26 protein-coding genes are annotated in these 24,677 nt (G+C 71.1%); 12 read left to right on the forward strand and 14 right to left on the reverse strand.

The genetic code is table 11. The features are described from left to right. The first annotated feature begins 78 nt into the window (after positions 1-78). Together AB0D34_RS38080 and AB0D34_RS38085 are read left to right on the forward strand one after the other, a co-directional pair. Positions 79-1,350 carry an aminotransferase class III-fold pyridoxal phosphate-dependent enzyme gene (locus tag AB0D34_RS38080; RefSeq protein ID WP_362670452.1) on the forward strand — a complete coding sequence of 424 codons (1,272 nt, stop codon included), beginning with the start codon at positions 79-81 and terminating at the stop codon, positions 1,348-1,350. Beyond that, positions 1,347-2,804, forward strand: coding sequence for an NAD-dependent succinate-semialdehyde dehydrogenase (locus tag AB0D34_RS38085; RefSeq protein WP_362670454.1), 1,458 nt, complete (start codon positions 1,347-1,349; stop codon positions 2,802-2,804). The genes AB0D34_RS38080 and AB0D34_RS38085 overlap by 4 nt, the downstream gene beginning before the upstream one ends. On the opposite strand, the gene AB0D34_RS38090 is transcribed toward AB0D34_RS38085, so the two are convergent. Continuing rightward, complete coding sequence (locus AB0D34_RS38090) at positions 2,805-3,089, reverse strand: DUF1905 domain-containing protein (protein WP_362670456.1); 285 nt, start codon at positions 3,087-3,089, stop codon at positions 2,805-2,807. A gap of 72 nt (positions 3,090-3,161) precedes the next feature. Continuing rightward, entirely contained in the window at positions 3,162-3,545 is a 384-nt protein-coding gene (locus AB0D34_RS38095) for a nuclear transport factor 2 family protein (RefSeq protein ID WP_362670459.1), read from the reverse strand. Between the two features lie 332 nt (positions 3,546-3,877). On the opposite strand from AB0D34_RS38095, the gene AB0D34_RS38100 reads away from it, so the two are divergent. The 4 genes from AB0D34_RS38100 to AB0D34_RS38115 are packed head-to-tail and all read left to right on the forward strand — an operon-like array spanning position 3,878 to position 8,203. Next, on the forward strand, positions 3,878-4,288 hold the full coding sequence (locus AB0D34_RS38100) for a hypothetical protein (protein ID WP_362670462.1): 411 nt from the start codon (positions 3,878-3,880) through the stop codon (positions 4,286-4,288). A gap of 56 nt (positions 4,289-4,344) precedes the next feature. Next, complete coding sequence (locus AB0D34_RS38105) at positions 4,345-6,684, forward strand: FHA domain-containing protein (protein WP_362670465.1); 2,340 nt, start codon at positions 4,345-4,347, stop codon at positions 6,682-6,684. Between the two features lie 6 nt (positions 6,685-6,690). Beyond that, a complete protein-coding gene (locus AB0D34_RS38110; protein WP_362670467.1) occupies positions 6,691-7,236 on the forward strand; it encodes a hypothetical protein in 546 nt (181 codons plus the stop codon). After that, positions 7,226-8,203 carry a serine/threonine-protein kinase gene (locus tag AB0D34_RS38115; protein ID WP_362670469.1) on the forward strand — a complete coding sequence of 326 codons (978 nt, stop codon included), beginning with the start codon at positions 7,226-7,228 and terminating at the stop codon, positions 8,201-8,203. Before AB0D34_RS38110 ends, AB0D34_RS38115 begins: the two co-directional genes overlap by 11 nt. Here AB0D34_RS38115 and AB0D34_RS38120 read toward each other — a convergent pair whose 3' ends face one another. Both AB0D34_RS38120 and AB0D34_RS38125 read right to left on the reverse strand, forming a co-directional pair. Next, positions 8,204-8,620 (reverse strand): nuclear transport factor 2 family protein, encoded by a 417-nt coding sequence (locus tag AB0D34_RS38120; RefSeq protein WP_362670471.1) that lies wholly within the window; start codon positions 8,618-8,620, stop codon positions 8,204-8,206. Positions 8,621-8,664: 44 nt separating this feature from the next. After that, positions 8,665-9,942: a streptophobe family protein gene (locus tag AB0D34_RS38125; RefSeq protein ID WP_362670473.1), complete on the reverse strand. Its 1,278-nt coding sequence runs from the start codon at positions 9,940-9,942 to the stop codon at positions 8,665-8,667. A 171-nt stretch (positions 9,943-10,113) separates the two neighbouring features. On the opposite strand from AB0D34_RS38125, the gene AB0D34_RS38130 reads away from it, so the two are divergent. Continuing rightward, on the forward strand, positions 10,114-11,343 hold the full coding sequence (locus AB0D34_RS38130) for a DUF6777 domain-containing protein (protein ID WP_362670475.1): 1,230 nt from the start codon (positions 10,114-10,116) through the stop codon (positions 11,341-11,343). 96 nt (positions 11,344-11,439) lie between these two features. Next, on the forward strand, positions 11,440-11,898 hold the full coding sequence (locus AB0D34_RS38135) for an ATP-binding protein (protein ID WP_362670477.1): 459 nt from the start codon (positions 11,440-11,442) through the stop codon (positions 11,896-11,898). Between the two features lie 61 nt (positions 11,899-11,959). On the opposite strand, the gene AB0D34_RS38140 is transcribed toward AB0D34_RS38135, so the two are convergent. Next, the gene (locus AB0D34_RS38140; protein ID WP_362670480.1) at positions 11,960-12,856 is read right to left on the reverse strand and encodes an RNA polymerase sigma factor SigF; all 897 of its coding nucleotides are present in this window, start codon (positions 12,854-12,856) and stop codon (positions 11,960-11,962) included. Between the two features lie 293 nt (positions 12,857-13,149). Here AB0D34_RS38140 and AB0D34_RS38145 point away from each other — a divergent pair, with 293 nt between their 5' ends. After that, the gene (locus AB0D34_RS38145) at positions 13,150-13,593 is read left to right on the forward strand and encodes a helix-turn-helix transcriptional regulator (protein WP_362670483.1); all 444 of its coding nucleotides are present in this window, start codon (positions 13,150-13,152) and stop codon (positions 13,591-13,593) included. Positions 13,594-13,608: 15 nt separating this feature from the next. Here AB0D34_RS38145 and AB0D34_RS38150 read toward each other — a convergent pair whose 3' ends face one another. After that, a complete protein-coding gene (locus AB0D34_RS38150; RefSeq protein ID WP_362670486.1) occupies positions 13,609-14,211 on the reverse strand; it encodes an ATP-dependent Clp protease proteolytic subunit in 603 nt (200 codons plus the stop codon). 1 nt (position 14,212) lies between these two features. Next, entirely contained in the window at positions 14,213-14,836 is a 624-nt protein-coding gene (locus tag AB0D34_RS38155; RefSeq protein ID WP_362670489.1) for an ATP-dependent Clp protease proteolytic subunit, read from the reverse strand. Between the two features lie 224 nt (positions 14,837-15,060). Here AB0D34_RS38155 and AB0D34_RS38160 point away from each other — a divergent pair, with 224 nt between their 5' ends. After that, a complete protein-coding gene (locus AB0D34_RS38160; RefSeq protein WP_362670491.1) occupies positions 15,061-15,540 on the forward strand; it encodes a VOC family protein in 480 nt (159 codons plus the stop codon). Between the two features lie 18 nt (positions 15,541-15,558). Here AB0D34_RS38160 and AB0D34_RS38165 read toward each other — a convergent pair whose 3' ends face one another. From AB0D34_RS38165 to AB0D34_RS38190, 6 genes are all read right to left on the reverse strand, one after another. Continuing rightward, positions 15,559-16,470: an SGNH/GDSL hydrolase family protein gene (locus AB0D34_RS38165; protein WP_362670493.1), complete on the reverse strand. Its 912-nt coding sequence runs from the start codon at positions 16,468-16,470 to the stop codon at positions 15,559-15,561. An 82-nt stretch (positions 16,471-16,552) separates the two neighbouring features. Beyond that, on the reverse strand, positions 16,553-18,211 hold the full coding sequence (locus tag AB0D34_RS38170; protein WP_362670496.1) for an ATP-binding protein: 1,659 nt from the start codon (positions 18,209-18,211) through the stop codon (positions 16,553-16,555). Between the two features lie 48 nt (positions 18,212-18,259). Further along, positions 18,260-18,934 (reverse strand): response regulator transcription factor, encoded by a 675-nt coding sequence (locus AB0D34_RS38175; protein ID WP_362670498.1) that lies wholly within the window; start codon positions 18,932-18,934, stop codon positions 18,260-18,262. A 308-nt stretch (positions 18,935-19,242) separates the two neighbouring features. Beyond that, entirely contained in the window at positions 19,243-20,121 is an 879-nt protein-coding gene (locus AB0D34_RS38180; protein ID WP_362670501.1) for a geranyl diphosphate 2-C-methyltransferase, read from the reverse strand. Positions 20,122-20,171: 50 nt separating this feature from the next. Continuing rightward, positions 20,172-21,221 carry a family 2 encapsulin nanocompartment cargo protein terpene cyclase gene (locus AB0D34_RS38185; RefSeq protein ID WP_362670504.1) on the reverse strand — a complete coding sequence of 350 codons (1,050 nt, stop codon included), beginning with the start codon at positions 21,219-21,221 and terminating at the stop codon, positions 20,172-20,174. Next, positions 21,218-22,654, reverse strand: coding sequence for a family 2B encapsulin nanocompartment shell protein (locus AB0D34_RS38190; RefSeq protein WP_362670506.1), 1,437 nt, complete (start codon positions 22,652-22,654; stop codon positions 21,218-21,220). Before AB0D34_RS38190 ends, AB0D34_RS38185 begins: the two co-directional genes overlap by 4 nt. A gap of 264 nt (positions 22,655-22,918) precedes the next feature. Here AB0D34_RS38190 and AB0D34_RS38195 point away from each other — a divergent pair, with 264 nt between their 5' ends. Then, the gene (locus AB0D34_RS38195; RefSeq protein ID WP_362670508.1) at positions 22,919-23,719 is read left to right on the forward strand and encodes a VOC family protein; all 801 of its coding nucleotides are present in this window, start codon (positions 22,919-22,921) and stop codon (positions 23,717-23,719) included. Here AB0D34_RS38195 and AB0D34_RS38200 read toward each other — a convergent pair. Beyond that, positions 23,703-24,386, reverse strand: a complete 684-nt coding sequence (locus tag AB0D34_RS38200; protein ID WP_362670511.1) for a class I SAM-dependent methyltransferase — start codon at positions 24,384-24,386, stop codon at positions 23,703-23,705. The two genes, AB0D34_RS38195 and AB0D34_RS38200, sit on opposite strands and share 17 nt — an antisense overlap. A 92-nt stretch (positions 24,387-24,478) precedes the next feature. Between AB0D34_RS38200 and AB0D34_RS38205 the strand changes: the two genes are divergently transcribed. Beyond that, a complete protein-coding gene (locus AB0D34_RS38205) occupies positions 24,479-24,658 on the forward strand; it encodes a hypothetical protein (protein WP_362670514.1) in 180 nt (59 codons plus the stop codon). Positions 24,659-24,677: the final 19 nt, after the last annotated feature.

The following is a 24,677-nucleotide window of genomic DNA, read 5'->3' on the forward strand; positions in this document are numbered from 1 at the left end:
CCGTTGATCCTGGCGTCCCGATGGCCACAGGGTGATAGGTGCACCCCGCACCTTCACTTGCCGTGGGAGAGCCGCCGTATGACCCAACTGTCCGAACACCTGCGCCAGGCCACACCCGTCGTCGTGGAACGAGGCGAGGGAGTCCATCTGTTCGGCGCCGACGGCCGCCGCTATCTGGACTTCACCGCCGGAATCGGCGTCACCAGCACCGGACACTGCCACCCCAGGGTCGTCGCGGCCGCCCAGGAACAGGTCGCCACCCTGATCCACGGCCAGTACACGACGGTCATGCACCGCCCCTTGCAGCACCTCACCGAAAAGCTCGGCACGGTCCTGCCCGACGGCCTGGACAGCCTCTTCTTCGTCAACTCCGGCAGCGAGGCCGTCGAAGCCGCGCTCAGGCTCGCCCGCCAGGCAACCGGCCGCCCCAACGTGGTCGTGTGCCACGGCGGCTTCCACGGCCGTACGGTCGCCGCCGCGTCGATGACCACCTCCGGCACCAAGGTCCGCACCGGGTTCGGCCCACTGATGGGCGGCGTCGTCATCACGCCGTTCCCGCACGCCTTCCACTACGGCTGGGACGAGGAGACCGCGACCCGCTTCGCACTGCGCGAGTTCGACCAGCTGCTCCAGACCGTCTCCGACCCCGACGACACCGCCGCGATATTCGTCGAACCGGTCCTCGGCGAAGGCGGCTACGTCCCCGCCAACACCGCATTCCTGCAAGGGCTCCGCGAACGCGCCGACCGGCACGGCATCCTGCTGGTCCTCGACGAGATCCAGACCGGAGTCGGCCGTACCGGACGCTTCTGGGGCCACGAACACTTCGACGTCCGCCCCGACATCCTCATCACCGCCAAGGGGCTGGCCAGCGGCTTTCCGCTGTCCGGCATCGCCGCGTCCACCGAGCTGATGCACAGGGCGCGGCCCGGTTCGCAGGGCGGCACCTACGGCGGCAACGCCGTGGCCTGCGCGGCCGCCCTCGCCACGCTCGACGTCGTCGAGGAGGAGGGCCTGGTCGCCAACGCGGCCGCCATGGGGGCCCGGCTGCGCACAGGGCTGGAGGACGTCGCCGCGAAGACCCCGGCCATCGGGGACGTCCGCGGCCTGGGGCTCATGCTGGCCAGCGAGTTCGTCACGGAGACCGGTGAGCCCGACGCCGGGACGGCCGCCCGGGTGCTGCGGGCCGCCGTGGAGGAGGGGCTGCTCCTGCTGCCCTGCGGTCCCTGGGGGAACGTCGTACGCATGATCCCGCCGCTGATCGTCGACGCGGCCGGGATCGACGAGGGGCTGCGCGCCTGGTCGGCGGCGGTGGCGGCGGGCACGACGAGCGGAGGCACCACCTCATGACCAAGGTCGTCGACACCGTCCCCAAACAGCTCCACATCGAGGGAAGTTGGCAGGACGCCACCGAGGGCGCCCGCTTCCCCGTGGAGAACCCCGCGACCGGCGAGCGGCTCTGCGAGGTCGCCGACGCCTCACCGGCCGACGGACGGCGCGCCCTCGACGCGGCTGTCGCGGCACAGCGGGACTGGGCCGCCACCGCACCCCGCGCCCGCAGCGAGATCCTGCGCCGCGCCTACGAGATCCTCCTCGACCGGCGCGAGGACCTCGCCCTCCTGATGACCCTGGAGATGGGCAAGCCCCTCGCGGAGGCGCGCGGCGAGGTCGCCTACGCGGCCGAGTTCTTCCGCTGGTTCTCCGAGGAGGCCGTACGCGTCGACGGCGGTCTCACCCGGACCCCCGACGGCACCAACCGGGTCCTGGTGATGCGTCAGCCGGTCGGCCCCTGTCTGCTGATCACCCCGTGGAACTTCCCGCTCGCCATGGGCACCCGCAAGATCGGCCCCGCGGTCGCGGCCGGCTGCACGATGGTCCTCAAGCCCGCACCGCAGACCCCCCTCTCCAGCCTCGCCCTCGCCGGCATCCTCAAGGAGGCAGGGCTGCCGGACGGCGTGCTCAACGTCGTCACCACCACGGACGCCGCCGGGGTGGTGGAGCCCCTGCTGCGCGGCGGGAAGGTGCGCAAGCTGTCCTTCACCGGGTCCACCCAGGTGGGACGGCTGCTGCTCGCCCAGTGCGCCGACACCGTCGTACGGACGTCGATGGAGCTGGGCGGGAACGCGCCCTTCATCGTCTTCGAGGACGCCGATCTGGACCGGGCGGTCGACGGGGCGATGGTCGCCAAGATGCGGAACATGGGCGAGGCGTGCACCGCCGCGAACCGCTTCTTCATGCACCGCTCGGTCGCCGAGGCCTTCTCCACGCGGCTCGCGGAGCGGATGGCGGCGCTCACCGTCGGCCCCGGGACCGAACCCGCCAGCCAGGTGGGCCCGTTGATCGACGCGGCCGGACGCGCCAAGGCCGACGGGCTGGTCCAGGACGCCGTCCGGCGCGGAGCGGAGGTGATCACGGGAGGGGAAGTCCCGGACGGGCCGGGCCACTTCTATCCGCCGACCGTCGTCACCGGGGTCCGCCCCGAGTCGCGGCTGATGCAGGCGGAGATCTTCGGACCGGTCGCCGCCATCCTCACCTTCGACACCGAGGACGAGGTCGTCGACGCCGCCAACGACACCGAATGGGGCCTGGTCGGCTATCTGTTCACCCGGGATCTCGACCGCGCCCTACGGGTGGGGGAGCGGCTGGAGACCGGCATGGTCGGCATCAACACCGGTCTGGTCTCCAACCCGGCCGCCCCCTTCGGCGGAGTCAAGCAGTCCGGCCTGGGCCGTGAGGGCGGGCGCGTCGGCATCGACGAGTTCCTGGAGTACAAGTACCTCGCCATTCCCGTGGTGGAGGCCTGATCAGCCGATCCGCTCCTCGATGTGCACGGTCACCGTGTCGCCCGCCTCCTTGCCGATGGCCTTCCGCACCTCGGCCTTCACGGGCAGCATGTGGGTGCCGTCGCCGAGGGCCATGAAGGAGCTCTGGAAGGGGTGTCCGTCGATCGTCCCGCGCACCTTCACCAGTCCGCGCGTGCCGAAGAACTCGACGGAGTCGGACCAGTGGACACAGGTCCAGCTGCCCTTCTCCGGGCTCCTGCTGAGGACGGCGGTGAATTCCGCGTCCGCTTTTCCGGTCGTGGCCATGAGGTCCTCCCTCGCCGGTGGCTTCCTCTCCAAGAGACCACCGGCGAGGGGAAAACTCATCGCGGCCGTCCCTCACGCCCCGGCCGGAACGCGGTCCAGAAACCCGAGCACGGTCCTGATCCGGCCGTCCCCGGCCAGCGTGATCACGTCGGAGCCGGCGACGGGCGCCGAACCGTCGGCCTCGCTCACCAGCTCCCAGGAGAACCGCGCGGTGTCGTGATGTCCCTCGACGGTCCCCGTGAGCCGGAAGGAGAAACCGGGGAACCGCTCGTGGGCCGCCGCGATCACCGCGGCGATCTGCTCATGGCCGACCACCTCGGCGAGAGGGTCGGTGTAGCCGCCGCCCACCGCCCAGGCGGCCGCCACGGTCTTCGTGCGGGCCTCCGGCTCCTGGGCGTTCCAGGCTTCGAGGTAACGGACGACGGCGTTCTCGTAACGGTCCGTGTTCGCGGGCATGGGTGATCAGCCTCCATCGAGGTCGTCTGTGCTGGTGGGACCTGGTAACGCCACCCTGCCCGCGCCGCTCGGAACCGTCGATTACTTCCCGGGTAATGATGTTTGATCGTGTACCCGTCACATTTCGGCCAGGGCTGCCGGTGAATATGCCAGGAGACTGGCCGGAAAGGTGTGGTGACAGTGTTTCAGTAGTGAACATACTCAACAGACAGGTCCTTCACATCCAGCGAAGTGCCCGTCACGTACCGCAGTGAGAAACGCGTACCGCACAAGAGCCGCACGGAAAGCGAGGCCCTGCCGACAGGCGATCGGAGCAAGCGGGGGAGTGGATCGTGCACGACGAATTCCTGTGCCATGTCACGGGGTACGGCACCTGCGACGGGCGGCGCATCGGTGTACCCCTCGGAACCTACCGCGCGCCCACGCTCGCCCTCGCCCTGTGGTGGTTACGCGACCGGGCCTCCTGGATCGCGGACCGATTAGACCCCCAGCCGGAGGCCGAGTACTTCCCGGCCGGCGCCCTGGTGCCCGTCGCCGACACCGTCCTCGACGTGCCCGCCGTCATGCGGGCCTGGTGTGCCGACCCGGTCCAACAGGAGCTGGTCGCGGAGGCGTTGGCGGCCGGACGGCTGATCCGGATCGCCGCCGTCGACGACACCACCGAGTACGAACTGCTCGCCGAGTCCGTGGACGCCGTGAGAATGCACCGCACGACCTCGACGCTCTTCACGCCGGTCGCCTGATCGGTTGCCCCAGGAGTCACCAGGCAGCCAAAGGGGTGAATCGGTAGAATTCTGGCATGGCGGAGCGGCCGGTCGCACCGACGGCGCCCGAGCTCGTCCTGGAGACCGACACCGGCTCCACGGTGATGAGCCCGGGCCACGACTACTACGTCGGTCGCGACCCGTTGAGCGACATCGTCATCGACGATGCCCGGGTCTCGTGGCACCACGCGGTGCTGCGACCCGAGGCCGACCACTGGACCCTCGAGGACGAGAACAGCACCAACGGCACCTATGCCGACGGCCGCCGCGTCCACGAGTGGGACGTCGGCCCCGGCAGCGTGATCCGCTTCGGCAGCCCGGCCGACGGCCCCTGCGCGGTCCTGCTGGGCCTGCCCACCCCCGAGCGCCCCTCGGCCGCCGCCGTGTCGATGCCCGGCCTCACCGGCACCTTCCGGCAGCCCACCGCCGTACGTCCGCTGCCCACCCGCACGGTCCGCATCGGCCGCGCCGACGACAACGACCTCGTCATCGACGACCTGGTCGTCTCCCGCCACCACGCCGAACTGCGCGCCCTGCCCGACGGCAGCTACGAGATCGCCGACCTCGGCAGCCACAACGGCACCTACCTCAACGGCCGGCCCGTCACGAGCGCCCCCCTCGGCCCCGGTGACATCGTCGGCATCGGCCACTCGGCGTTCTGCCTGGTCGGCGACACGCTCCAGGAGTACGTCGACACCGGCGAGGTCTCCCTCGACGTCCAGGACCTCACGGTCGCCGTCGACCACGGCCGCAAGACCCTGCTCGACCACGTGTCCTTCCCCGTCGGCGAGAAGTGCCTGCTCGCGGTCGTCGGCCCATCCGGCGCCGGAAAGTCCACGCTCCTCAACGCCCTCACCGGCCAGCGCCCCGCCGACCACGGCACCGTCCTCTACGACGGCCGAGACCTCTACCGCGACTACGCCGAACTGCGCCAGCGCATCGGCCTGGTCCCGCAGGACGACATCCTGCACGCCCAGCTGACCGTCCGCAGTGCCCTGACCTACGCCGCCGAACTGCGCTTCCCGCAGGACACCGCCAAGGCAGAGCGCCGCGAACGCGTCGACGAGGTCATCCGGGAGCTCGGCCTTGAGCAACGCGCCGGGCAACCCGTGCACAGCCTCTCCGGCGGCCAGCGCAAGCGGGTCAGCGTCGCCCTGGAACTGCTGACCAAGCCGTCCCTGCTCTTCCTGGACGAACCGACCTCCGGCCTGGACCCCGGCATGGACCGCTCGGTGATGCACATGCTGCGCGGCCTCGCCGACGACGGCCGCACGGTCATCGTCGTCACCCACAGCGTCCTGAGCCTCGACGTCTGCGACCGCCTCCTCGTCCTCGCACCCGGCGGGAAGATCGCCTACTACGGTCCTCCCGAGGACGCCCTCGCCTACTTCGGCTTCCGGCAGTGGCCCGAAGCCTTCGAGGCCTTCGAACGCGACCAGGACCGGGACTGGGCGGGCGACTTCCGCGTCTCGGCCTTCCAGCACCAGTACGTCACCGAGGCCACCGCACAACCGCGGATGCCCCGCTCGGAACCCGTCATCATCACGCCCCCACCCAGACCCCGCAGCCGGGGCGCCCAGCTCGCCACCCTGATCCGCCGCTACACCGCCGCCCTCGGCGCCGACCGCACCTTCCTCGCCATCATGATCGCCCTGCCCTTCGTGATGGGCGCCATGGCCCGGGCCCTCGCGGGCAGCGAACTCACCCGCGACACCGCCATGAACGCCCTGCTCATCCTGTGCGTCGGAGGTGTCCTCACCGGCGCCGCGAACGCCGTGCGCGAGCTGGTGAAGGAACGGGTCATCTACCAGCGGGAACGGGCCGTCGGCCTGTCCAGATCGGCGTACCTGATGTCGAAAGTGGTCGTCCTCGGCACGATCACGGTCGTGCAGGCGGTGGTCCTCACCCTGGTCGCCCTGCTCGGCGTCGACCTCAACGCCCCCGGCGACGAAGGCGTGTTGCTGCCACCCCTCGCCGAGATCACCATCGCGGTCGCCCTGCTGGCGTTCACGGCGATGATGCTCGGCCTGCTGGTCTCCGCGCTGGTGCGCAAGGAGGAGGTGACGATGCCGCTGCTCGTGCTGCTCGCCATCGTCCAGGTCGTCTTCTGCGGCGCCCTGCTGAAACTCGACGGCGTGCCAGGGCTGGAACAGCTGTCCTGGCTGGTGCCCTCCCGCTGGGCGCTCGGCGCGATGGCCGGCACCATCGGCCTCGCCCGGATCGTGCCCGGCGACCTCACCGGAGACCCCCTCTTCAAGCACTCGGCGGGTGTGTGGCTCCTGAACATCGGCATGCTCGTCGTCCTGTCCGTGCTCTTCGGATACGTCGTCTCCCGGCTGCTGCGCCGCCACGAACCCGCGGTCATGCGGAAGTAGGCGCCGATGACGACCCCCGGCTTCCGGCCCACCCACGTCGTCCCCGGCTTCGGCATGCCCGCCTGGGAGATCCCCGACCCCGCCCGCCCCACCGTCCCGCTCGACCCGCTCCTGCCCGTCCAGCTGGTGGAGCGGCGCGGCGACTGGGCGTACGTCCGGTGCGCCAACGGCTGGTCGGCGTGGGTCGACGGCCGCCACCTGGTCGCCGTACCGCAGGACCCGCCCGTCCCCGAGGCGCCCCTCGCCCGTGCCGCCGACCCTCGGCCCCTGCTGGCCCGCGCCGACGAGACCCTCGCCCGCTACCGGGCCGCCGTCGAGGAACTCTCCGGCGGTCGCCTGGACGGGGAGGGCTTCCACAGCCGCACCCGGGGACTGCGGATCGGGGTGGTCGTCGACGGCGAGCACATGTGGCTGTACGACGCCCAGCACGGCCGCTGGCTGTACGCGGACGGGACCCGGCTGAGCACCTACGCCACCGATGAGGGGCCGCAAGCTGCCGGACCCGCCGGTGGGCACCCGCCGACCCAGGTCGTGACCCACGATGGCCCGTGAGACCAGCCTCTTCTCCGGCCGCCCCTCCGAACTGGTCGGCCGGCAGGTCGCGAGCTACCGCATCGAGCGGGAGATCGGCCGCGGCGGCATGGCCGTCGTCTACCGTGCCCGGGACCTGCGCCTGGACCGTACGGTGGCGTTGAAACTGCTGGCCCCCGAGCTCGCCCGCAACGACACCTTCCGCAACCGCTTCAGCCACGAGTCCCGGGTGGCGGCGGCGATCGACCACCCGCACATCGTCCCGGTCTTCGAGGCGGGTGAGACGGACGGCGTGCTGTACATCGCCATGCGCTACGTCTCCGGCAGCGACCTGCGTCATCTCCTGGACCGCCAGGGGCCGTTGCCGCTTGCGACCGCCCTGCGCATCGCCGCCCAGATCGCCTCCGCGCTCGACGCGGCCCACGAGCACGGGCTGGTCCACCGGGATGTGAAACCCGGCAACATCCTGGTCGCCCGCGGCACCGACGACGACCACCCCGAGCACACCTACCTCACCGACTTCGGCCTCACGAAGAAGTCCCTGTCACTGACCGGGTTCACGACGGTCGGCCAGTTCGTCGGGACCCTCGACTACGTGGCCCCCGAGCAGATCTCCGGACGGCCCGTCGACGGCCGCTGCGACGTCTACGGCTTCGCCTGCGTGGTCTACGAGTCCCTCGCCGGGCACCCGCCGTTCCGCCGCGACGACGACATGGCGCTGCTGTGGGCGCATCAGTACGACGCCCCACCAGCACTCTCCGGGGTACGGCCCGAACTCGACCGGCGGCTCGATCCCGTCTTCGCCAAGGCCCTCGCCAAGAGCCCCGACGACCGCCACGATTCGTGCCTCGCGTTCGTGACCGACCTGCGTTCGGCGGCAACGGGCGGTCACGCGCCGACGCAGGTCGCGCTGAAGGCCGTAGAACCGGAAGAGACATGGCCGAAGCCGCCGCCGCGTTGGGCCGAACCCATCGTCCGCGGGCGCTAGTCAGCCCTGGCCGAGGCCGTTCAACGGCAGCCTGCGCGCCAGTACCTTGCGGTGGCTGATCCGCCAGTCGGCCGTGCCGACGCGGATCACCGTGTCCTCGTACGTCACCGAGCCGCAGGACCCGTCCGCCATCACGCCCAGGCCCTTGGATCGGGCGCGCACGCGGTCGGCGGTCACCTCCTCGACCACCACGTTCGTGACGTGGTGCGCCACCGGATTCCCGGCGCCCAGGGCAAGCGCCGCCTCCTTAAGGGCGGCGAGACCGACGACCTCGCCCTTGCCGAAGTCGGACAGGTCGTGGACGACGTCCGCGGTGAAGACCTCGTCCAGCCGGTCCAGCGCCCCGGCGTCCACCAGGTGGCCGTGCAGCGCGATCAACTCCGTCACGGCCAGGTGGTCTTCCAGCGCCGGCGCCATGTGCTGTCCTTTCCTCGACTCAGCGCACCCTGTCACGCGCAGCGTCACACGTCAGCCGGTTTGATCTCCCCTTTGCGTCGGACCGGCCGGGCCAGCAGCGCGCCCAGGAAACCGGTGACCAGGCCCCACAGCGCGCCGAGGCCGATGGCCGTCCAGAGTTCCGGTTTCAGGAGGAGTTCGCCGCCCAGGTCGCCCCCGAGGTCACCGATGCCGAGCACCGAGAGGCCGTAGTGGGCGGAGACCCGGCCGAGGAGGCAGATCATGAGGACCGTGAGGGCGAGGGCGATCGCCAGGTGCACGGCGTGCTGCCAGGCGCGGACACGGGCGGGGGAGCGGGCCGCCGTCAGGAAGGCCACCGCGAGCAGCAGGAGCGCGTCGATCGCCACCAGCCACCAGACCCGGCCGTCGTGCTCGGCGAGCGTGCCCAGGTTCAGCGAGGCGGTGTCCTTGGAGCGCAGCACCTCGTCCAGTAGATGCGGCATGGGCAGTCCGAAGGGGCCGTCGACCCGGCCGTTCCAGGTGGCACCGAGGCCGATGGTCAGGCCGAGCCAGACCAGGTTCGGCATGCCCAGCAGGATCACCGCGAGGGTCTCGGACGCATGGCCCCGCGTCACGGCGACGACCAGGGCGACGAGGGTGCCGAGGACGACGTACGCGAGGAGCAGGACCACCATGGCGTGCGCGGCCGGCCGCACCGACTCCTGGAACGGCAGCAGCCGGCCCGGCAGCGGGGCCCGGCGGGACACCAGGAGAGCCAGGACCAGTACGCCGACCAGCCACAGCAGGCCGAACAGGACGGTCTGCGGGACGTCCGTGGTGAAGCCGAGCTCGGGCGAGACGCCGAAGAGATCGCCCAGGTCGCCCAGCGTGTCGTTGCCCAGGGAGAGCCTGAACGTCTGGCGGGCCGTGTACGCCAGTGCGAGGAGCGCGAGCAGCCACAGGGCGGCGATCCTCGCGGCCCACCCGACGAGCTCCCGGCCGCCGGCGACCGCCCGGTGCCGCAGCGGGCGCAGGAAGCCCGCGCCGAGCACCAAGGCACCGGTGAGGGTGACAGAGAGCGGGATCACGGTCAGACCGGCCTTGCTGGCGGCGAGCCCTCCGGCGCTTCCCGAGAGCCTGACCGTGCCGCCGACGGCGGTGACGACGGTTGCCGTGACGACCCGGGGGAACGCCTGGTCCGGGAGGTCGGACGCACCCGCACCCCACAGTCCGAGCGCGGCCACGACGCCCATGGCGACCAGGGTGCCCAGAACAGTGGCCACGGCCTGCGCCCAGCCGTGGTGGGCGAGGCCTGCCTGGCCGGAGGGGGATCGCGGGCTCACCCTGTCACGCTAAGCAGCCCCGGGACGGCCCGCCCGCCGAGCGGTCCGTCCGCGTCCGCTTGCGGGCGGCACCGGAGCGGAGCAAACAATGGGTAGGTCGCGGAAATATGCGGCTGAATCGGGGTAATCGCATCGCACGTCGCAGGAATCCCGCGCCGGGAAGAAGAGCTCGTGAGTGTCGAACCGCCGTCGTCGGGCCGCCCCACCGGCCCGCCCTCCGGCCCGCTGTCGGGTCCCTCGCAGCCGCCCTCGGGCCCGCCCTCGCAACCCCCGAGCAGCAGCGGCGGAGCGCACGCGCCGGAACCCCGCCGCCCCTGGTGGAGGTCGGCGCCACGGGTCGCGATGATCGCCGCCGCGGTGGTGGCCGCCGTGGTGCTCGCCGTCGTCCTCACCCGCCCTGACGGCGGCTCGAAGCCGGCGAGCGGCGGCGGCGAGGTCTTCCTCCAGGCCGCCTCCAAGACGGGCCCCGACCCCTTCACCGAGTCGACGGCCAAGGACAGCTCCGCCCCGCCCGTCTCCGCCTCCCCGACCGGCTCCTCCGAGCCCGCGAACGCCGTACGCGGTGTGGACGGCGCCGCCCCCGGTCTCTACGGCGGCACCCGCAACGTCTCCAGCTGCGATGTCGAGAAGCAGGTCAAGGCCCTCCAGGCGGCCCCCGCGAAGAACAGGGCCTTCGCCTCGGTCGCCGGCGTCCGGCCGTCCGGAGTGCCGGCCTACCTGCGCTCGCTCACGCCCCTCCAGCTGCGCATGGACACCCGCGTCACCAACCACGGCTACCGCGACGGCGCCGCCACCAGCTACCAGGCCGTCCTCCAGGCCGGCACCGCCGTCCTCGTCGACGACCACGGTGTGCCCCGCACCCGCTGCGCCTGCGGCAACCCGCTCACCCCGCCGGTCGCCCAGCAGACCACGCCGAAGCGCACCGGCGACACCTGGTCGTCGTACCGCCCCTCGAACGTGGTCGTGGTCGCGCCCTCGGTGACCGTCATCAACGTCTTCGTGATCTACGACCCCGACCGCGACGCCTGGATCGGCCGCCATCGGGGCGACACCGGCCACAAGGACCACAAGACCGACCCGCCCGTACGGCCCTCCCCGTCGGTCAGCGTGTCCACGCCGACCCCGCCGACGACACCGAGCCCCCCGACCGCTCCGAGCTCTCCGTCGCCCTGCGTCTCCGTCTCGACCGGAACGCCGACCGGAACGCCCTCGGGCGCGCCGAGCGCCAACCCGTGCCCACCGGCCCTGACGGCCCCGTCCTCGCCGGCCCCGAGCACTCCCGCGCCGCAGCCGCCCACCAGCGAGTCCCCCGACTCCTCGGCACCGCAGTCACCCCTCGCCTCCGACACCACGCCCGGGACGACACAGTCGGCGTCCCTGTACAGCGAGCCGGTGTCGTAGACGGTGTGACGCGTCCGTGGGACTGCGACGCGCGACTCGGGGTACGAGCACTGGTGCAGCAGCGTCCGGCCAGTCCGGCTTCCGAGAGAGAAACGCATGATCGACCACCTGGACGGGGCAGTGATACCGACTGGTTTCGACGTGCCCGTGGAACCCCTACGGCAAGCGGCCCACTACACCGGGGAGCCGGGATGCATCGCCGAGGCGCGGTCGTTCGCCGCGGACTTCCTCGGCAGGCTCAGAACCGAGTGGTGCGCCGCCATCGGTGCCCGTGCCGAGGACGAGGTGCTCCTCGTGGTGAGCGAACTCGTCACCAACGCCGACCGGCACAGCAACGGACCGTACATCCTCGAACTGGAGGGCACCGACGTCTCGGTCGCCGTCACGGTCTACGACAGCAGCGCCGCCCTGCCCCGCAGGTTCCCGCGGGATCCCGAGCGGGTCGGCCGGCACGGCCTGGAGATCGTGCACGTGCTGGCACGGGAGGTCGCGGCGGAACGCGTGCCGGTGGGCAAACGGGTGCGTGCCGTACTGGGATTCGACGGCCCGGAGTGAACTCGCGGTAGTCAGCCGAACGGGTGCCGCCTGAGGACGGCACCCGCTCTTGGCGCCTGTGTCAGGCGCAGCCCAGCTCGCCCAGCATGCCCTCACGCAGCCGGGTGATGATCCGCTTGATCAGCCGGGACACATGCATCTGCGAGCAGCCGAGCCGCTCACCGATCTCCGACTGGGTGGCCTCCTCCACGAACCGCATGTGGATGATCTGCCGGTCCCGGTCGCTGAGTTCGGCCATCAGGGGGGCCAGCGACTGGAAGTCCTCGACGAGCCGCAGCCCGTCCTCCTCCACCCCGATGAAGTCGGCCAGCACGGCTTCGCCGCCTTCGGGGCCGTCGCCGGTCAGGGCCGCGTCCAGGGACGAGGAGTTGTAGCCGTTCGAGGCGATCTGTCCCTCGATCACCTCGTTCTCGGAGATGTTCATCAGGGTCGCCAGTTCGGCCACCGACGGCTCGCGGTCGAGACGGCTGGCGAGTTCCTCGCGCGCCTTGGCCAGTTCGACGCGCAGCTCCTGCAGGCGCCGGGGGACGTGCACCGCCCAGGTGGTGTCACGGAAGAACCGCTTGATCTCGCCGACGATGTAGGGCAGCGCGAACGACGTGAACTCGACCTCGCGCGACACCTCGAACCGGTCGATCGCCTTGATCAGGCCGATCATGCCGGTCTGGACGATGTCCTCCATGTCGTCGCCCCGGCCCCGGAACCGTCCGGCCGCGAAGCGCACGAGGGACATGTTCATCTCGATGAGGGTGTTGCGCGCGTACTGGTACTCGTGGGTCCCCTCCTCGAGTTCCGTCAGACGCTGGAAGAACCGGCGGGACAGCTCCCGTGCGTCACGCGGGGCGACGGCCCGCGGCTGTTCGACTCCCGGCAGCGGTGTCTCACCCGTCCAGGTCCCGCTGGCGTGCCCGGCGAGCTGTGTCTCCGAACGGTTCACGGCGGTGACGGCGGTATGCATTACCTCTCCCACGAAAGTCACGGCTCGACGTCTGCCTCTTCGGCCTCGGTTGTCTCGGGTCCCGCGAGTTGGTGCACGGCCTTGCGGGTACCCGGAAGGCGCCGACATACGCGTCCCCGGGCCACCGGCCGACCGAGCGCCCGCAGCTCCCTCACCTTGCGCGTACCCGGGGAGTGACGACGCATGCCCGTCGAGTTCGCCGACGGCGCAAAATCGCTGGTGACGCTGTCGATTCCACCGAGGGCGCAACGACGGACCCTTCCCGGGACGGCCCTGGTCCCTAGGCTGAGGCGGTGAGCAACCAAGCGCCGAACCAAGCCCGCGTGATCCCCCTGCGCCCGCCATCCGCGCGCCCCGGGACCGCCCGCCCAGTGTCCGAACGCCCCGCCACGACCCCGCCGCGTCCCCTCGCGCCGCAGGTCCCCGCCTCGACAGAGACCAGGGAGCCACTGTGGCGTGATCTCGTCGGTGACGTCCTGCGCCGCGAGCGCCTCGCCCAGGAGCGCACGCTCAAGGACGTGGCCGACGCGGCCCGGATCTCGATGCCCTATCTCTCCGAGGTGGAGCGCGGCCGCAAGGAGGCCTCCTCGGAGGTCCTCGCGGCCGCCGCCCACGCCCTGGGCCTCGGGCTCGGTGATCTGCTCTCCCTGGCCCAGGGCGAGCTCACCCGGCACTCCGCCCGCGGCCGCGGTCCGGTGCGCGGATCGTCGTACGACGGGATGTGCCTGGCGGCCTGACGCGGGGCCGGCGCCTCAGACCCGCACGAGGCGCCGGCTCACCACCTCGTCGGCGAGCCCGTACGCCACCGCCTCCTCGGCCGTGAACACCTTGTCGCGGTCCATGTCGGCGCGCAGCGTCGGGATGTCGTGGTGGGTGTGCCGGGACAGCACCTCCTCCACCTGGGAGCGGATGCGGACCATCTCCTTGGCCTGGAGGGCGAGATCGGAGATCGAGCCGCGGTTGCCGCCGGAGGCGGGCTGGCCGAGCAGTACGCGCGCGTGCTCCAGCACGAGCCGGCGTCCGGGATCCCCTCCGGCCAGCAGGACGGCCGCCGTGGAGGCCGCCTGGCCGACACAGAGCGTGGAGATCGGCGTCTGCACGTAGGTCATCGTGTCGTAGATCGCCATCAGCGAGGTGAACGAGCCGCCGGGCGAGTTGATGTAGATCGAGATCTCGTTCTCCGGCGCCGAGGACTCCAGATGCAGCAGCTGCGCGATCACGACGTTGGCCACCCCGTCGTCGATCTCGGTGCCGAGGAAGATGATCCGCTCGGACAGCAGCCGGCTGAACACGTCGGACGACCGCTCGCCGTGCGCGGTCCGCTCGACGACGTACGGAATCGTGTAGTTCGCCATGTCAGAGCCCCATCCGTCGCTTGGAGGCGGCCGGGCGGACGTCCGCGAGGGACTCCACGACCCGGTCCACCATGCCGTACTCCCTGGCCTCCTCGGCCGTGAACCAGCGGTCGCGGTCGCCGTCCCGGGCGATGGTCTCGGGCGTCTGGCCCGTGTTCTCGGCGAGGAGCCGCTCCATGGTCCGCTTGCTGTGGTCCAGGTTCTCCGCCTGGATCTCGATGTCGGCGGTGGTGCCGCCGATGCCCGCGGACCCCTGGTGCATCATGATCCGCGCGTTCGGCAGGGCGTACCGCTTGCCGGGCGTGCCGCCGCAGAGCAGGAACTGGCCCATGCTCGCCGCGAAGCCCATGGCCAGCGTCGAGACGTCGTTGGGGATCAGCCGCATCGTGTCGTAGATGGCGAGCCCCGCGTAGACCGAGCCGCCCGGACTGTTGATGCACAGGCTGATGTCGGTGCGGGGATCCTCCGCGGACAGGACCAGCAGCTGTGAGCAGATCCGGTTGGCGGAGACCTCGTCGACCTGGGTGCCCAGCAACACGATGCGCTGGGCGAGGAGTTGGGCGGCCAACTGGTCGTCGAAGCGGGTGGGAGGGGTGTCGCCCTCCTCGGCCCGGATGGAAGTCATGGGCTGTCCTCGTGGTCGTAGGGATGCCGTCGGCTCCACTGTCGACCTCGTAGGACGCCCCGAAGCGGTTTCTCTGCCGGTGGCAGATTCGCCACCGGCAGAGCGGGGTCCCGGTCGGCCACCTGGATCAGTCCGCCGCCCGACCGATGAGTTCTGTGGCGAGGATCAGTCGACACAGATGACGGACGTTTCCACGACCCGTTTCCACGACCCAGGAGGTACGCATGGCCACCGACGGTTTCACCACCTGTCTCTGGTTCGACGGCCAGGCCGAGGAGGCCGCCCACCACTACGTGTCCATCTTCAAGAACTCCAGCATCGGCGAGATCGCCCGCTATCCGGAGGGCGCGCCCCAGCCCGCCGGCAGTGTGATGACCGTCGAGTTCACGGCCAACGGGCACAGGTTCCTCGGGCTCAACGGCGGCCCGGAGTTCAAGTTCACCGAAGCGGTCTCCTTCATGGTGTTCTGCGAGAACCAGGAGGAGATCGACTACTACTGGGCCAAGCTCACCGAGGGCGGCGAGCCCGGCCCCTGCGGCTGGCTCAAGGACAGGTTCGGTGTGTCCTGGCAGGTCGTCCCGGACCGGCTCCAGGCCATGATCACCGACCCGGACCCGGCGAAGGCGGCCCGGGTCACCCAGGCGTTCATGGCGATGAGCAAGTTCGACATCGCGGCCCTGGACAGGGCCTGCGCGGGCGAGTGAGGGCCCCGGCAGCGCAGTTCAGGAGGCACCGATCGCCCGGGTGATCTCCCGGGCGATCCGCAGAATGCCGGGCGAGCGGGCCGGGCAGGGCTTCGGCGTGGACGTCGTGGGCGCCAGACAGAAGTGCAGATAGTCCTTGTCGAGGTGCAGGGCCGTGCGGTCGCGGTCCGGCTCGGTGCAGTAGTCGGGGTGCTCGTGCTCGTAGGCGGTGCACGGCAGGTACTGCGTCCACGCGTAGCGGGCCCCGGCGGCGGCCACCGTCGCGCCCGCGTCGGCCACCAGGTCGCCCGAGGCGTCGGCCTGCTCCTCGTACAGCTCGTTCACGCGCCGGACCCGGTCGGGGGTGATCGGGTCCGGCCCCTGCGTCACCCACACGATCCGGGGCCGCCGTTCGCCCCCGGCCGCCGCGATCTGCCCGGTCAGCCGGCGCAGGTCGGCCCGGTACCTGCTGAAGTACTTCTGCGGCGCGGCGGCATGGCTGATGCCGTCCATGCACCAGGTGTAGTACCACGCGTTGCCCCAGAACTGGAGCACCACATAGTCCGGGTGCAGCGCGCGGACCAGCGCGGCCGCCTTGTCCCGGTCGGGCACCAGCGACTTCTTCCCGGTGCCCTCCAGGTAGTCGCAGGGCGTGGTTCCCGAGTACGGCGCGCTCGTGTACGTCGCCCGCAACTCGCGCCGCAGCTCCTGCCCGAGGACGTCCTGGGCCTCCATGGCGAGCGAGTCGCCGAGGTACAGCACGCGGGGGGCGAGCACCGCAGGGGAGGCGCTCGGAGAGGCCTGGGTGGAGGACTGGGCCCGCTGATGCGTCGTGGCCGCACGGGAGACGTCCGGGGTGGGCGGCGCGGTCTCGGGTCCGTCCGACGGGTCGCCGCAGGCAGCGAGCAGCAGGACTCCGGTCAGCACCCCCACGATCCACGGTCTGCGCATGCGCGACTCCCGGCCCGGTCGCCGAAAAACGGTTCCCCAGGCAAGCACAGCCGGGCACAAGGGGGAAGACGCGCGGCACGAATCAGTCGCCGGACCGTTCCAGGAAGTCCATCAGCTCGGTGAGCGGCAGCGGCTTGGTCAGATGGGCGTCGAAGCCGGCCGCCCGGGACAACGCGCGGTCGGTGCCCTGGCTGAAGCCGGAGACCGCGATCAGCCGGGGCCGCCCGCCGTCCGGCCGGGTCCGCACCGAGCGGGCGACCGTGTAGCCGTCGATGTCCGGCAGTCCCAGGTCGCACAGGACGACGTCGAATCCCTGGGCCTCGGTCGCGGCGACCGCGGCCGTACCGGTGTGCACGGTCGTCACCCGGTGTCCCTGCCGCTCCAGCAGGGTGTGGTAGGTCGCGGCCAGGTCCACGTTGTCCTCCACGATCAGGACGGACAGCTGCCGGGGCGCCGACCGGGCAACCGGGGGCCGGGGGCGCGGCGGGGCCGTGGAGTCGGTCGTCGGCAGTGTCACGGTGAACCTCGCGCCCTTGCCGGGCCCGTCACTGTGCGCGCCGATCCGGCCGTGGTGCAGCTCCGCGATCGTCCGCGCGACGGCGAGCCCGAGGCCCAGGCCCTCCGGAGTGTCGGGACCGGCCGGGGCCGCCCGCATGAACACACCGAACAGCTCCTCGGCCTGACCCGGCTCGAAACCGATGCCGTCGTCCCGTACGGTCAGCCGCGCCTCGCCGCTCCCGGCCCCGAGCTCCACCTCGGTATGCCCGCCGGGCCGGGTGTACTTGAGCGCGTTCGACAGCAGGTTCGTCAGCACCTGCGCGAGCCGCAGCCGGTCCCCGTCCACGACGAGGGGCGCGTCCGGCAGCCGTACGTCGAGCGTGCGGCCGTCGTGGGCGAACAGGCCGCGGATGTCCGCGCAGGCGCCCTCGACGACCGCGCGCACATCGACCGGCTCCCGCACCAGTTCAAGGCGCCCGGTCACCGCCCTGGTGCCGTCCAGCAGGTCGTTGCTCATCCGGGCCAGCGTCCCCAGCTGCCGCTCCAGGACACCCAGCGCCGGATGCCCCTCCGGGATGTCGAGGGCGAGCAGTTCGGTGGCCGCGGTCGCGGCCGCGAGGGGGTTGCGCAGCTCGTGCGAGAGCGTGGCGATGAACCGGTCCTTGGCCCGCTGCTCCTCCCGGAGCCTGCGCCCGGCCGCGTCCAGCTCGGCGTTGGCCCGGCTCAGCTGCTCGTTCACCTCGCGGATCTCCCGGGCCCGCACGAACAGGTCGATCTCCATGCCCTCCGCGCGCATCTGGGCGTCCGCGACCGCCCGCTGCTGCTCCCGGCCCACCTTGCGCAGATGGACGAACTCCGTGACGTCCTCGACCCGGTGGATGATGTGCGTGATGCGCCCCTCGGCGTCCAGCACCGGCGCGTTGACCGGACTCCAGTACCGCTCGGCGAACGCACCCTCCTCGCCCGTAGGGATGTCGTACCGCTGCAGGGCCATGGTGTCGGTACGGCCGCTCGCCACGACCGTCTCCAGGGAGCGGCGCAGATTGGCCACGCCGTCGGCCGACGGGTCCTCGGGATTGTCGGGGAACACATCGAAGATCAGCCGCCCGACGATGCCGCGGTCGGTGTGCGTGGCCGCGAGATAGGCACGGTTGACCTCGACAATGACGAAGTCGGGGGTCAGGACCAGCAGCGGGGAGAGGTTGGAGTCGAACAGGCGCCGGAAGTCCGGGGCTTCGGGCATGGACGGACCTCCAGGCCGGGTTGGTTGGTAGTGGAGTGCTGAGGAGACTCAGGGGTCGAGGCGGTAGCCGTAGCCGCGGACCGTGGTGATGCTCGGTGCGGGGGCGGGCAGTTCGGCGAGTTTGCCGCGCAGCCGGTACACGTGCTCGATCACGGTCGCCTGCTGCTGCCAGGACGAACCCCAGATGCGTTCGAGCAGCTGCTCCGCCGAGAACACCCGGCCGGGCGCGGCGGCCAGCATCTCCAGCAGGGCGAACTCCTTGGGGCGCAGGGTCAGCGGGACACCGTCGACGGAGGCCCTGCGCGCCGCCGTGTCGACGAGCAGGGATCCGGCCTGGATCACCGTCGGCAGGTCCGGCGGCTGCGAGCGGCGCAGCACTGCATGGATACGGGCCACCAGTTCTCGCTGGGAGAACGGCTTGACCAGGTAGTCGTCCGCTCCGATCTCAAGACCCGCCACCCGGTCCGCCTCCGCGGCGCGCCCCGAGACCACGATGACCGGGAGCCGACTCGTGGACCTGAGCGCCCGCAGCAGTTCGAGCCCGCTGCCGTCCGGCAGTCCCAGGTCCAGGACCGCCAGGTCGACGCGGCTCTCGTGGAGCACGGACTTCCCGGCGCGGGCGTCCATGGCCCAGGTGACGGTGAATCCGGCCCGCTCCAGATAGGAACGGCACATCAGTGCGAAGTCGGGGTCGTCCTCGATCAGGGCGAGGTGCGGGCGCATTCCGCATCACCTGGCCCGCCCGGCACCCGCCCGTTGTGTCGCTGATGAGCGGGCGTTGATGCCCAGACCATGTGGCGAAGGTAGAACAGTAAGCAGCACGGTTCAAGGGGGAGCCGCCCGGGGGAGTTCCGGCGCGGACGCGTGCGGCGCGGGGATCGCGAAACCGCCGCACCCGTCCGCGCCGGAGCGAAATGCCTCCGACGCGGACGACAGGCACGACAGCGGGGGCGCGGCGGCGTGTACGAACCTGGCTGGACTCGGCCGTGGCCCTCGGGGCGCCGGCGTCGTCGATCCGCGGTCCGTCCGACTCAGATCCGGTCGGCAGCGATCAGCAGATACTGGAAGCTGCCGTTGCGGTAGGCCGTCAGGAAGGTCTCCTCGATTCCGGTGACCAGGTGGTCGGCCTCCCTGCGCAGCTCCCAGTAGGGCAGGGCCGCCTCCGTGAGGTCCTCCACGTGCACCGGGACCAGCCGGTTGCGGGCCATCGCGCGGAAGTACGCCGAGCGGGGATGGATGTCGCAGATGTAGTGGGCGTTGATGAGCGAGACCTCGCGGGAGGCCTGCCCGTAGGTGTCGTTGTAGCAGCCGGTGATCACCACATAGCGTCCGCCGCGGCGCAGCAGCCGGGCGTGCTCGGCGAACAGCAGGTCCAGTTCGACGTACATGGTCGACTCGTTGTTCCAGGAGGCCGCGTACGCCCCGGAGGGCAGCCCGGTGTCCAGCATGTTGCGGTGGTGGTAGCGCACCCGGTCGTCGATGCCCCGCTTGCGGGCCTGGGCGCCCGCGAACTCGGCCTGTTTCTCGGAGAGGGTGACACCGTCGGCGTGGCAGCCGTACCGCAGATGCGCGACGACACTGCCGCCGCCGCGCCCGCACCCGGCGTCGAAGACGCGGTCCTCGGGGGACAGCGGTCCCAGGCGCGTGGCGAGGAGTTCGGCCTGGGCGTGTTCGAGGCGGTGCAGTTCGGCCGTGATCCGCTCGCGCCGCCGTACCGGATCGGTTTCGTCGAGGACGGAGCGGTCGGCCGCTCCGATGCCGTAGTGGTGGTGGTAGAGGTCGTCGAGCTTTCCGAGTTCGAGGTTGACCGGGTTCTCCTCGGCGTTCCAGTAGTCCGCGACACGGGTCTGGTACGTCGACTGGGCCGGCACCTGGGCTGACGCGGTGCCGGCGTCGGGGGCGATGGTCAACGGTGACTCCTCGTTCCGGTGCGTGTGACGGTGTGTCATGCGAGCCCCGCTCACCAGTAGTTGGGCAGGTGGTAGCGGTGGCTGTTGGTGGCGTGCCACTCGTGGTTGCCGGCCACCCAGTCGGACAGGCTCCGGGTGTAGCGCTCCACGAGCGGTGAGGTGGCGGACAGCAGCGCCGACTCCTCCTCGAACGCCGCCATGATCCGGTTGTGGATCTCGACGGACTTCAGATAGGCGGCCTTCAGCCCGCGCTTGTCGTTGGCGGCGACGACCTGGGGCAGGTTGAGATGGGTCGGGTCGCTCGCCAGTTCCTTGGTGAACGAGTAGAGGTCGTTGACGATCGTGGTGGCGTTGCAGGCGAGCGCCGTGATCCGCTGGATCTCGGGACGGGCGTAGAGCGCCTCGGGCAGTTCGTAGCCGTCGACGGCGTCCACGATCGACAGACAGGGCCGGAAGTTGTTGAACTGCCGCATCACCAGGTACTCCCAGATCCGCGGCACATACCGGGTCTCGGCCCAGGCGGCCTCGGCGAGGTAGCCCAGGTGGAGCCGGGCGATGTCGTGCACGAAGCGGTCGGTCTGGCTCGGGGTGGCGAGGACGGCGTAGTCCCTGAGGGCGAAGTGGTAGGAGCGCAGCGGACCGTCGGCCCGTACACCCTCGCGCCACTCCTCCTCCAGCTCGGGGATGCCGTGGTACGGGTCGATCGCCGACTGGGCCAGGATCAGCCGCCCTCCGAGGCCCCGGCGCGCGCCACCGCGGCCCTCGTCCTCCTCGCAGTAGCAGGAGTCGACGACGTTCTCGGCGAGCAGCAACTCGCCGGCCACCGTGAGGCGTTCGAGATCGGCGGCCTCCGGGTGCTGAAGCACCACGGCCCGGCCGAACTGGAACCCCGAGAAGTCCCCCTTCCAGGCCTCGGGGAACAGATCCAGACGCCGGGCCCAGGCCTCCAGCCTGCGGTCGATCTCCGCGGCCTTCACGGGGTCGGCGGGGGCGACCTGCCGGTACCTCAGACCGGGGACCGCCCCACCGCGCCGCTCGGTGCGCAGCGTGCTCGCGATGTCGGGAGGTCCCGGCAACGACCGGGTGTTCGTCGCGGTCACTCGGCCGTCCGCCCGATCTGGGCGTTCTCCAGGATCCCGACCGCGTCGGGGACGAGGATGGCCATCGAGTAGTAGGCAGTCACGAGGTAGCGGATGATCGAGTTCGCGTCGATGCCCATGAACCGCACGTTCAGGCCCGGTTGGTACTCCTCCGGGATCCCGGTCTGGTAGAGCCCGACGGCACCCTGGTCGCCCTCCCCGGTGCGCAGCGCGATGATGCTGCTGGTGTGCTGCGCACTGACCGGGATCTTGTTGCAGGGGAAGATCGGCACCCCCCGCCAGGCCGGGATCTCATGCCCCTCGACGCTCGCCGTACCCGGCACCAGACCGCGCCGGTTGCACTGCCGGAAGAACGCGGCGATCGCCTTCGGATGGGCGAGGAACAGCTTGGTCTTGCGGCGCATGGCGAGGAGTTCGTCCATGTCGTCCGGGGTGGGCGGGCCGGTGAAGGTGCTGACGCGCTGGCCGTGGTCGGCGTTGTGCAGCAGCCCGAACTCCCGGTTGTTGACCAGCTCCCACTCCTGGCGCTCGCGGATCTCCTCGATGGTCAGGCGGAGTTGCTGCTCGGTCTGGTCCATCGGGTTGTTGTAGAGGTCGGCGACCCGGGTGTGCACCCGCAGCACGGTCTGGGTGAGGGACAACTCGTACTCGCGCGGGGCGAGTTCGTAGTCGACGTAGCCGCCGTCGATGGTCGGCTCCCCGACGTGGCCCGCCTGCACGGGGACGTCGGCCTCGCCCTTGCGGTTCATCGGCAGGCTCTGCCGCCGTGCGTAGGCCTCCAGATGGGCGGCGAGCGAGGGCACCCGCTCGGTGAACTCGGTGACCACGGACCAGGGGAGGGCCAGCACCACGCCCGCGGTCTCGGCCCGGACCGAGCTCAGCCACAGCGGATCGGGCTGCCCTATGGCCTCGTCGCCCATCTGGGCCCCGTCGGTGACGACGCCGACGATCTCCTCCTCGCCGTACTTGCCCTCGGTGAAGCGGGTGAAGCGGCCGTGCACGACGAGATAGGCCTCGATGACCGGCTGCCCGGCCTCGACGAGCACCTGGCCGGCGCGGATCTCCCGGGCCCGGAAGCGGGTCGCGATCTCCTTGAGGACCTCCAGGTCGGTGTAGCCGCGCAGGACGGGGAGCTCGGTGAGCGTCTGGGGGATGACCCGGATGTCGTCGGCGCCGTTCTGCTCGAACTGCACCCGGCCCCGGCCCACCCGCAGCTGGAGGCGCCGGTTGACCCGGTAGGTGCCGCCCTTCACATCCACCCACGGCAGCATGCGCAGCAGCCAGCGTGAACTGATGGCCTGCATCTGGGGTTCGGACTTGGTGGTGGTGGCGAGCTGCCGGGCGGCCTGGGTGCTGAGGCTGGTGAGCGGGGTCTCGGAAGGGGGCTCGGGTTCGTCGACGGCGGGGCCGGTGGCGCTGTCCGGTGTGGACACGTTCCCTCCTGGGAAGTGAGCGGGCTGGCCGTGCGCGTGTACAAGCCAAACAGTCGGCCGGACGCCGGAGCAGGGCGTGAAGGGGGCGACTTCAGGACCTTGAAGGTGTAAACCTCGCTCGTGAGGCAGTCGGTGCGGCACGAGTGCCCCGTGCTCCTCGGGGCTGCGCTTTCCTCCCGATCCGAACCGTTCGACGCGCGGTCCGTCGCGCCCGTGGCTAGCGTGAGGAAACGGACCATCCACCGATACGGGAAGGCCGCTGTCATGGCCGTACAACCTGAGGGAACCCCCTGCTGGGCCGATGCGATGTTCAGCGACGTCGAGGGAGCCAAGAGCTTCTACGGCGACGTCCTCGGCTGGACCTTCGGCGAGTCGTCGTCGGAGTACGGCAACTACACCCAGGCCTACGTGGACGGCAAGGCGGTGGCCGCGGTCGTCCCGCCGATGCCCGGGCAGGAGGGACAGTCGCAGTGGTGCCTCTACCTCGCCTCCCCGGACGCCGCCGCCACCGCCGGCAAGATCCGTGAGCACGGCGGCGAGGTGCTCATGGAGCCCATGCAGGTCGGCGACTTCGGCACGATGTGCCTGGCCCGCGACCCCAGCGGCGTCGTCTTCGGCGTGTGGCAGGCAGGCACCCACGAGGGCTTCGAGGCACCGCCCGAGCAGCCCGGAGCGTTCTGCTGGGCCGAGGTCTACACCCGCGAGCCCGGGAGGTCCGACGCGTTCTTCCCCGCCGTCTTCGGATACAGCTCCCGGCAGATCCAGGACGACGCCATGGACTTCCGCATGTACAACCTCGGCGACAACACCGTCCTGGGGCGCATGAAGATGGGGGACGAGTTCCCGCCCGAGGTACCGGCGTACATCAACGTCTACTTCAACGTCGACAACTGTGACGACGCCGTCGCCCGCGCCACCAAGCTGGGCGGCGTCCTGCGCTTCGGGCCCATGGACTCGCCGTTCGGCCGGTTCGCCGCGCTCAGCGACCCGCAGGGGGCGAGCTTCGCGGTGGTCGACGTGACGACGACCCAGGGCGACATGCCCCAGCTCACCGACGTGCCCTAGCCGGTGCGCACCGCCGTGACCGCCACGGCCGTGTAGCGCATGGAGAAACTCCCGCCCAGCGCGTCCACGGCATCGCCGAGCGCGCTGAGCAGGGCGTCCAGCTGCTCGGCCGGCAGCTGACCGTGGCCGCCGAAGGTGGGCACCTGGTCCAGCCGCTCTCGCGGGTGGAGACCCGGTCCCACCCGAAGCGCCACTCCTCGGGCTCCTCGAATGCGGACGTCCTGCGGATGCCGTCCGCCGCCGTGACGCAGACGCCCGCATAGGCGTCCGGGCCGGTGGTCCGGCGCCAGTCCATCACGAACAGCAGGTCGGGCAGAGCGCGGGCATGGGCCCCGGTGAATGCCTCGGCCACCTCCGGCGCGGGCTGGAAGGCGTTCCAGAAGAGGGCCAGGCGTCCGCCTGGCCGCAGCACCCGGGCCGCCCGGTCCGCACCGGCCACGGGGTCGACCCAGTGCCAGACCGTGCCGGCGACGACCGCGTCGAAGGTCCGGCCCGCCGGCTCCCACTCCTCGAACCGGGCGACCTCGACGGCCAGTCCGTGACGGCGGGCGAACGCGGCCATCCGCGCGTCCGGTTCCACCCCGAGCACCCGGCACCCGCGCGCCCGGAACGCCAGCCCGGCGATCCCGGTGCCGGCGCCCACGTTCACGTGGTTCACGTGGTTCACGGGGTGAAGTGGGCATGTGCCCACTCGACAAGAATCAAGGAGGATGTTCGAAAGAGCGAGGTGGGCCGTGCCGACAGGGATCGCCATCCGTGATGTGCGGGGCGGTCACCGCCGAGCGCGAACTGGGCCGGGTCCCGGCCGACGCCGAAGTGGACCTGCTCGCACCCACGCTGATCGGGGCCGCGCATCTGCTCTTCGCCGACGCGGAGGGCGCGGCTCCCACGGACGAGGAGGTCCGCAGGGTGGTTGCCGCGGTCGTCGCTGTGGTGTGAACGGGCGCCCCTGTGGCTC

The sequence above is a fragment of the Streptomyces sp. NPDC048420 genome (assembly GCF_040651535.1).
Taxonomy (GTDB): domain Bacteria; phylum Actinomycetota; class Actinomycetes; order Streptomycetales; family Streptomycetaceae; genus Streptomyces.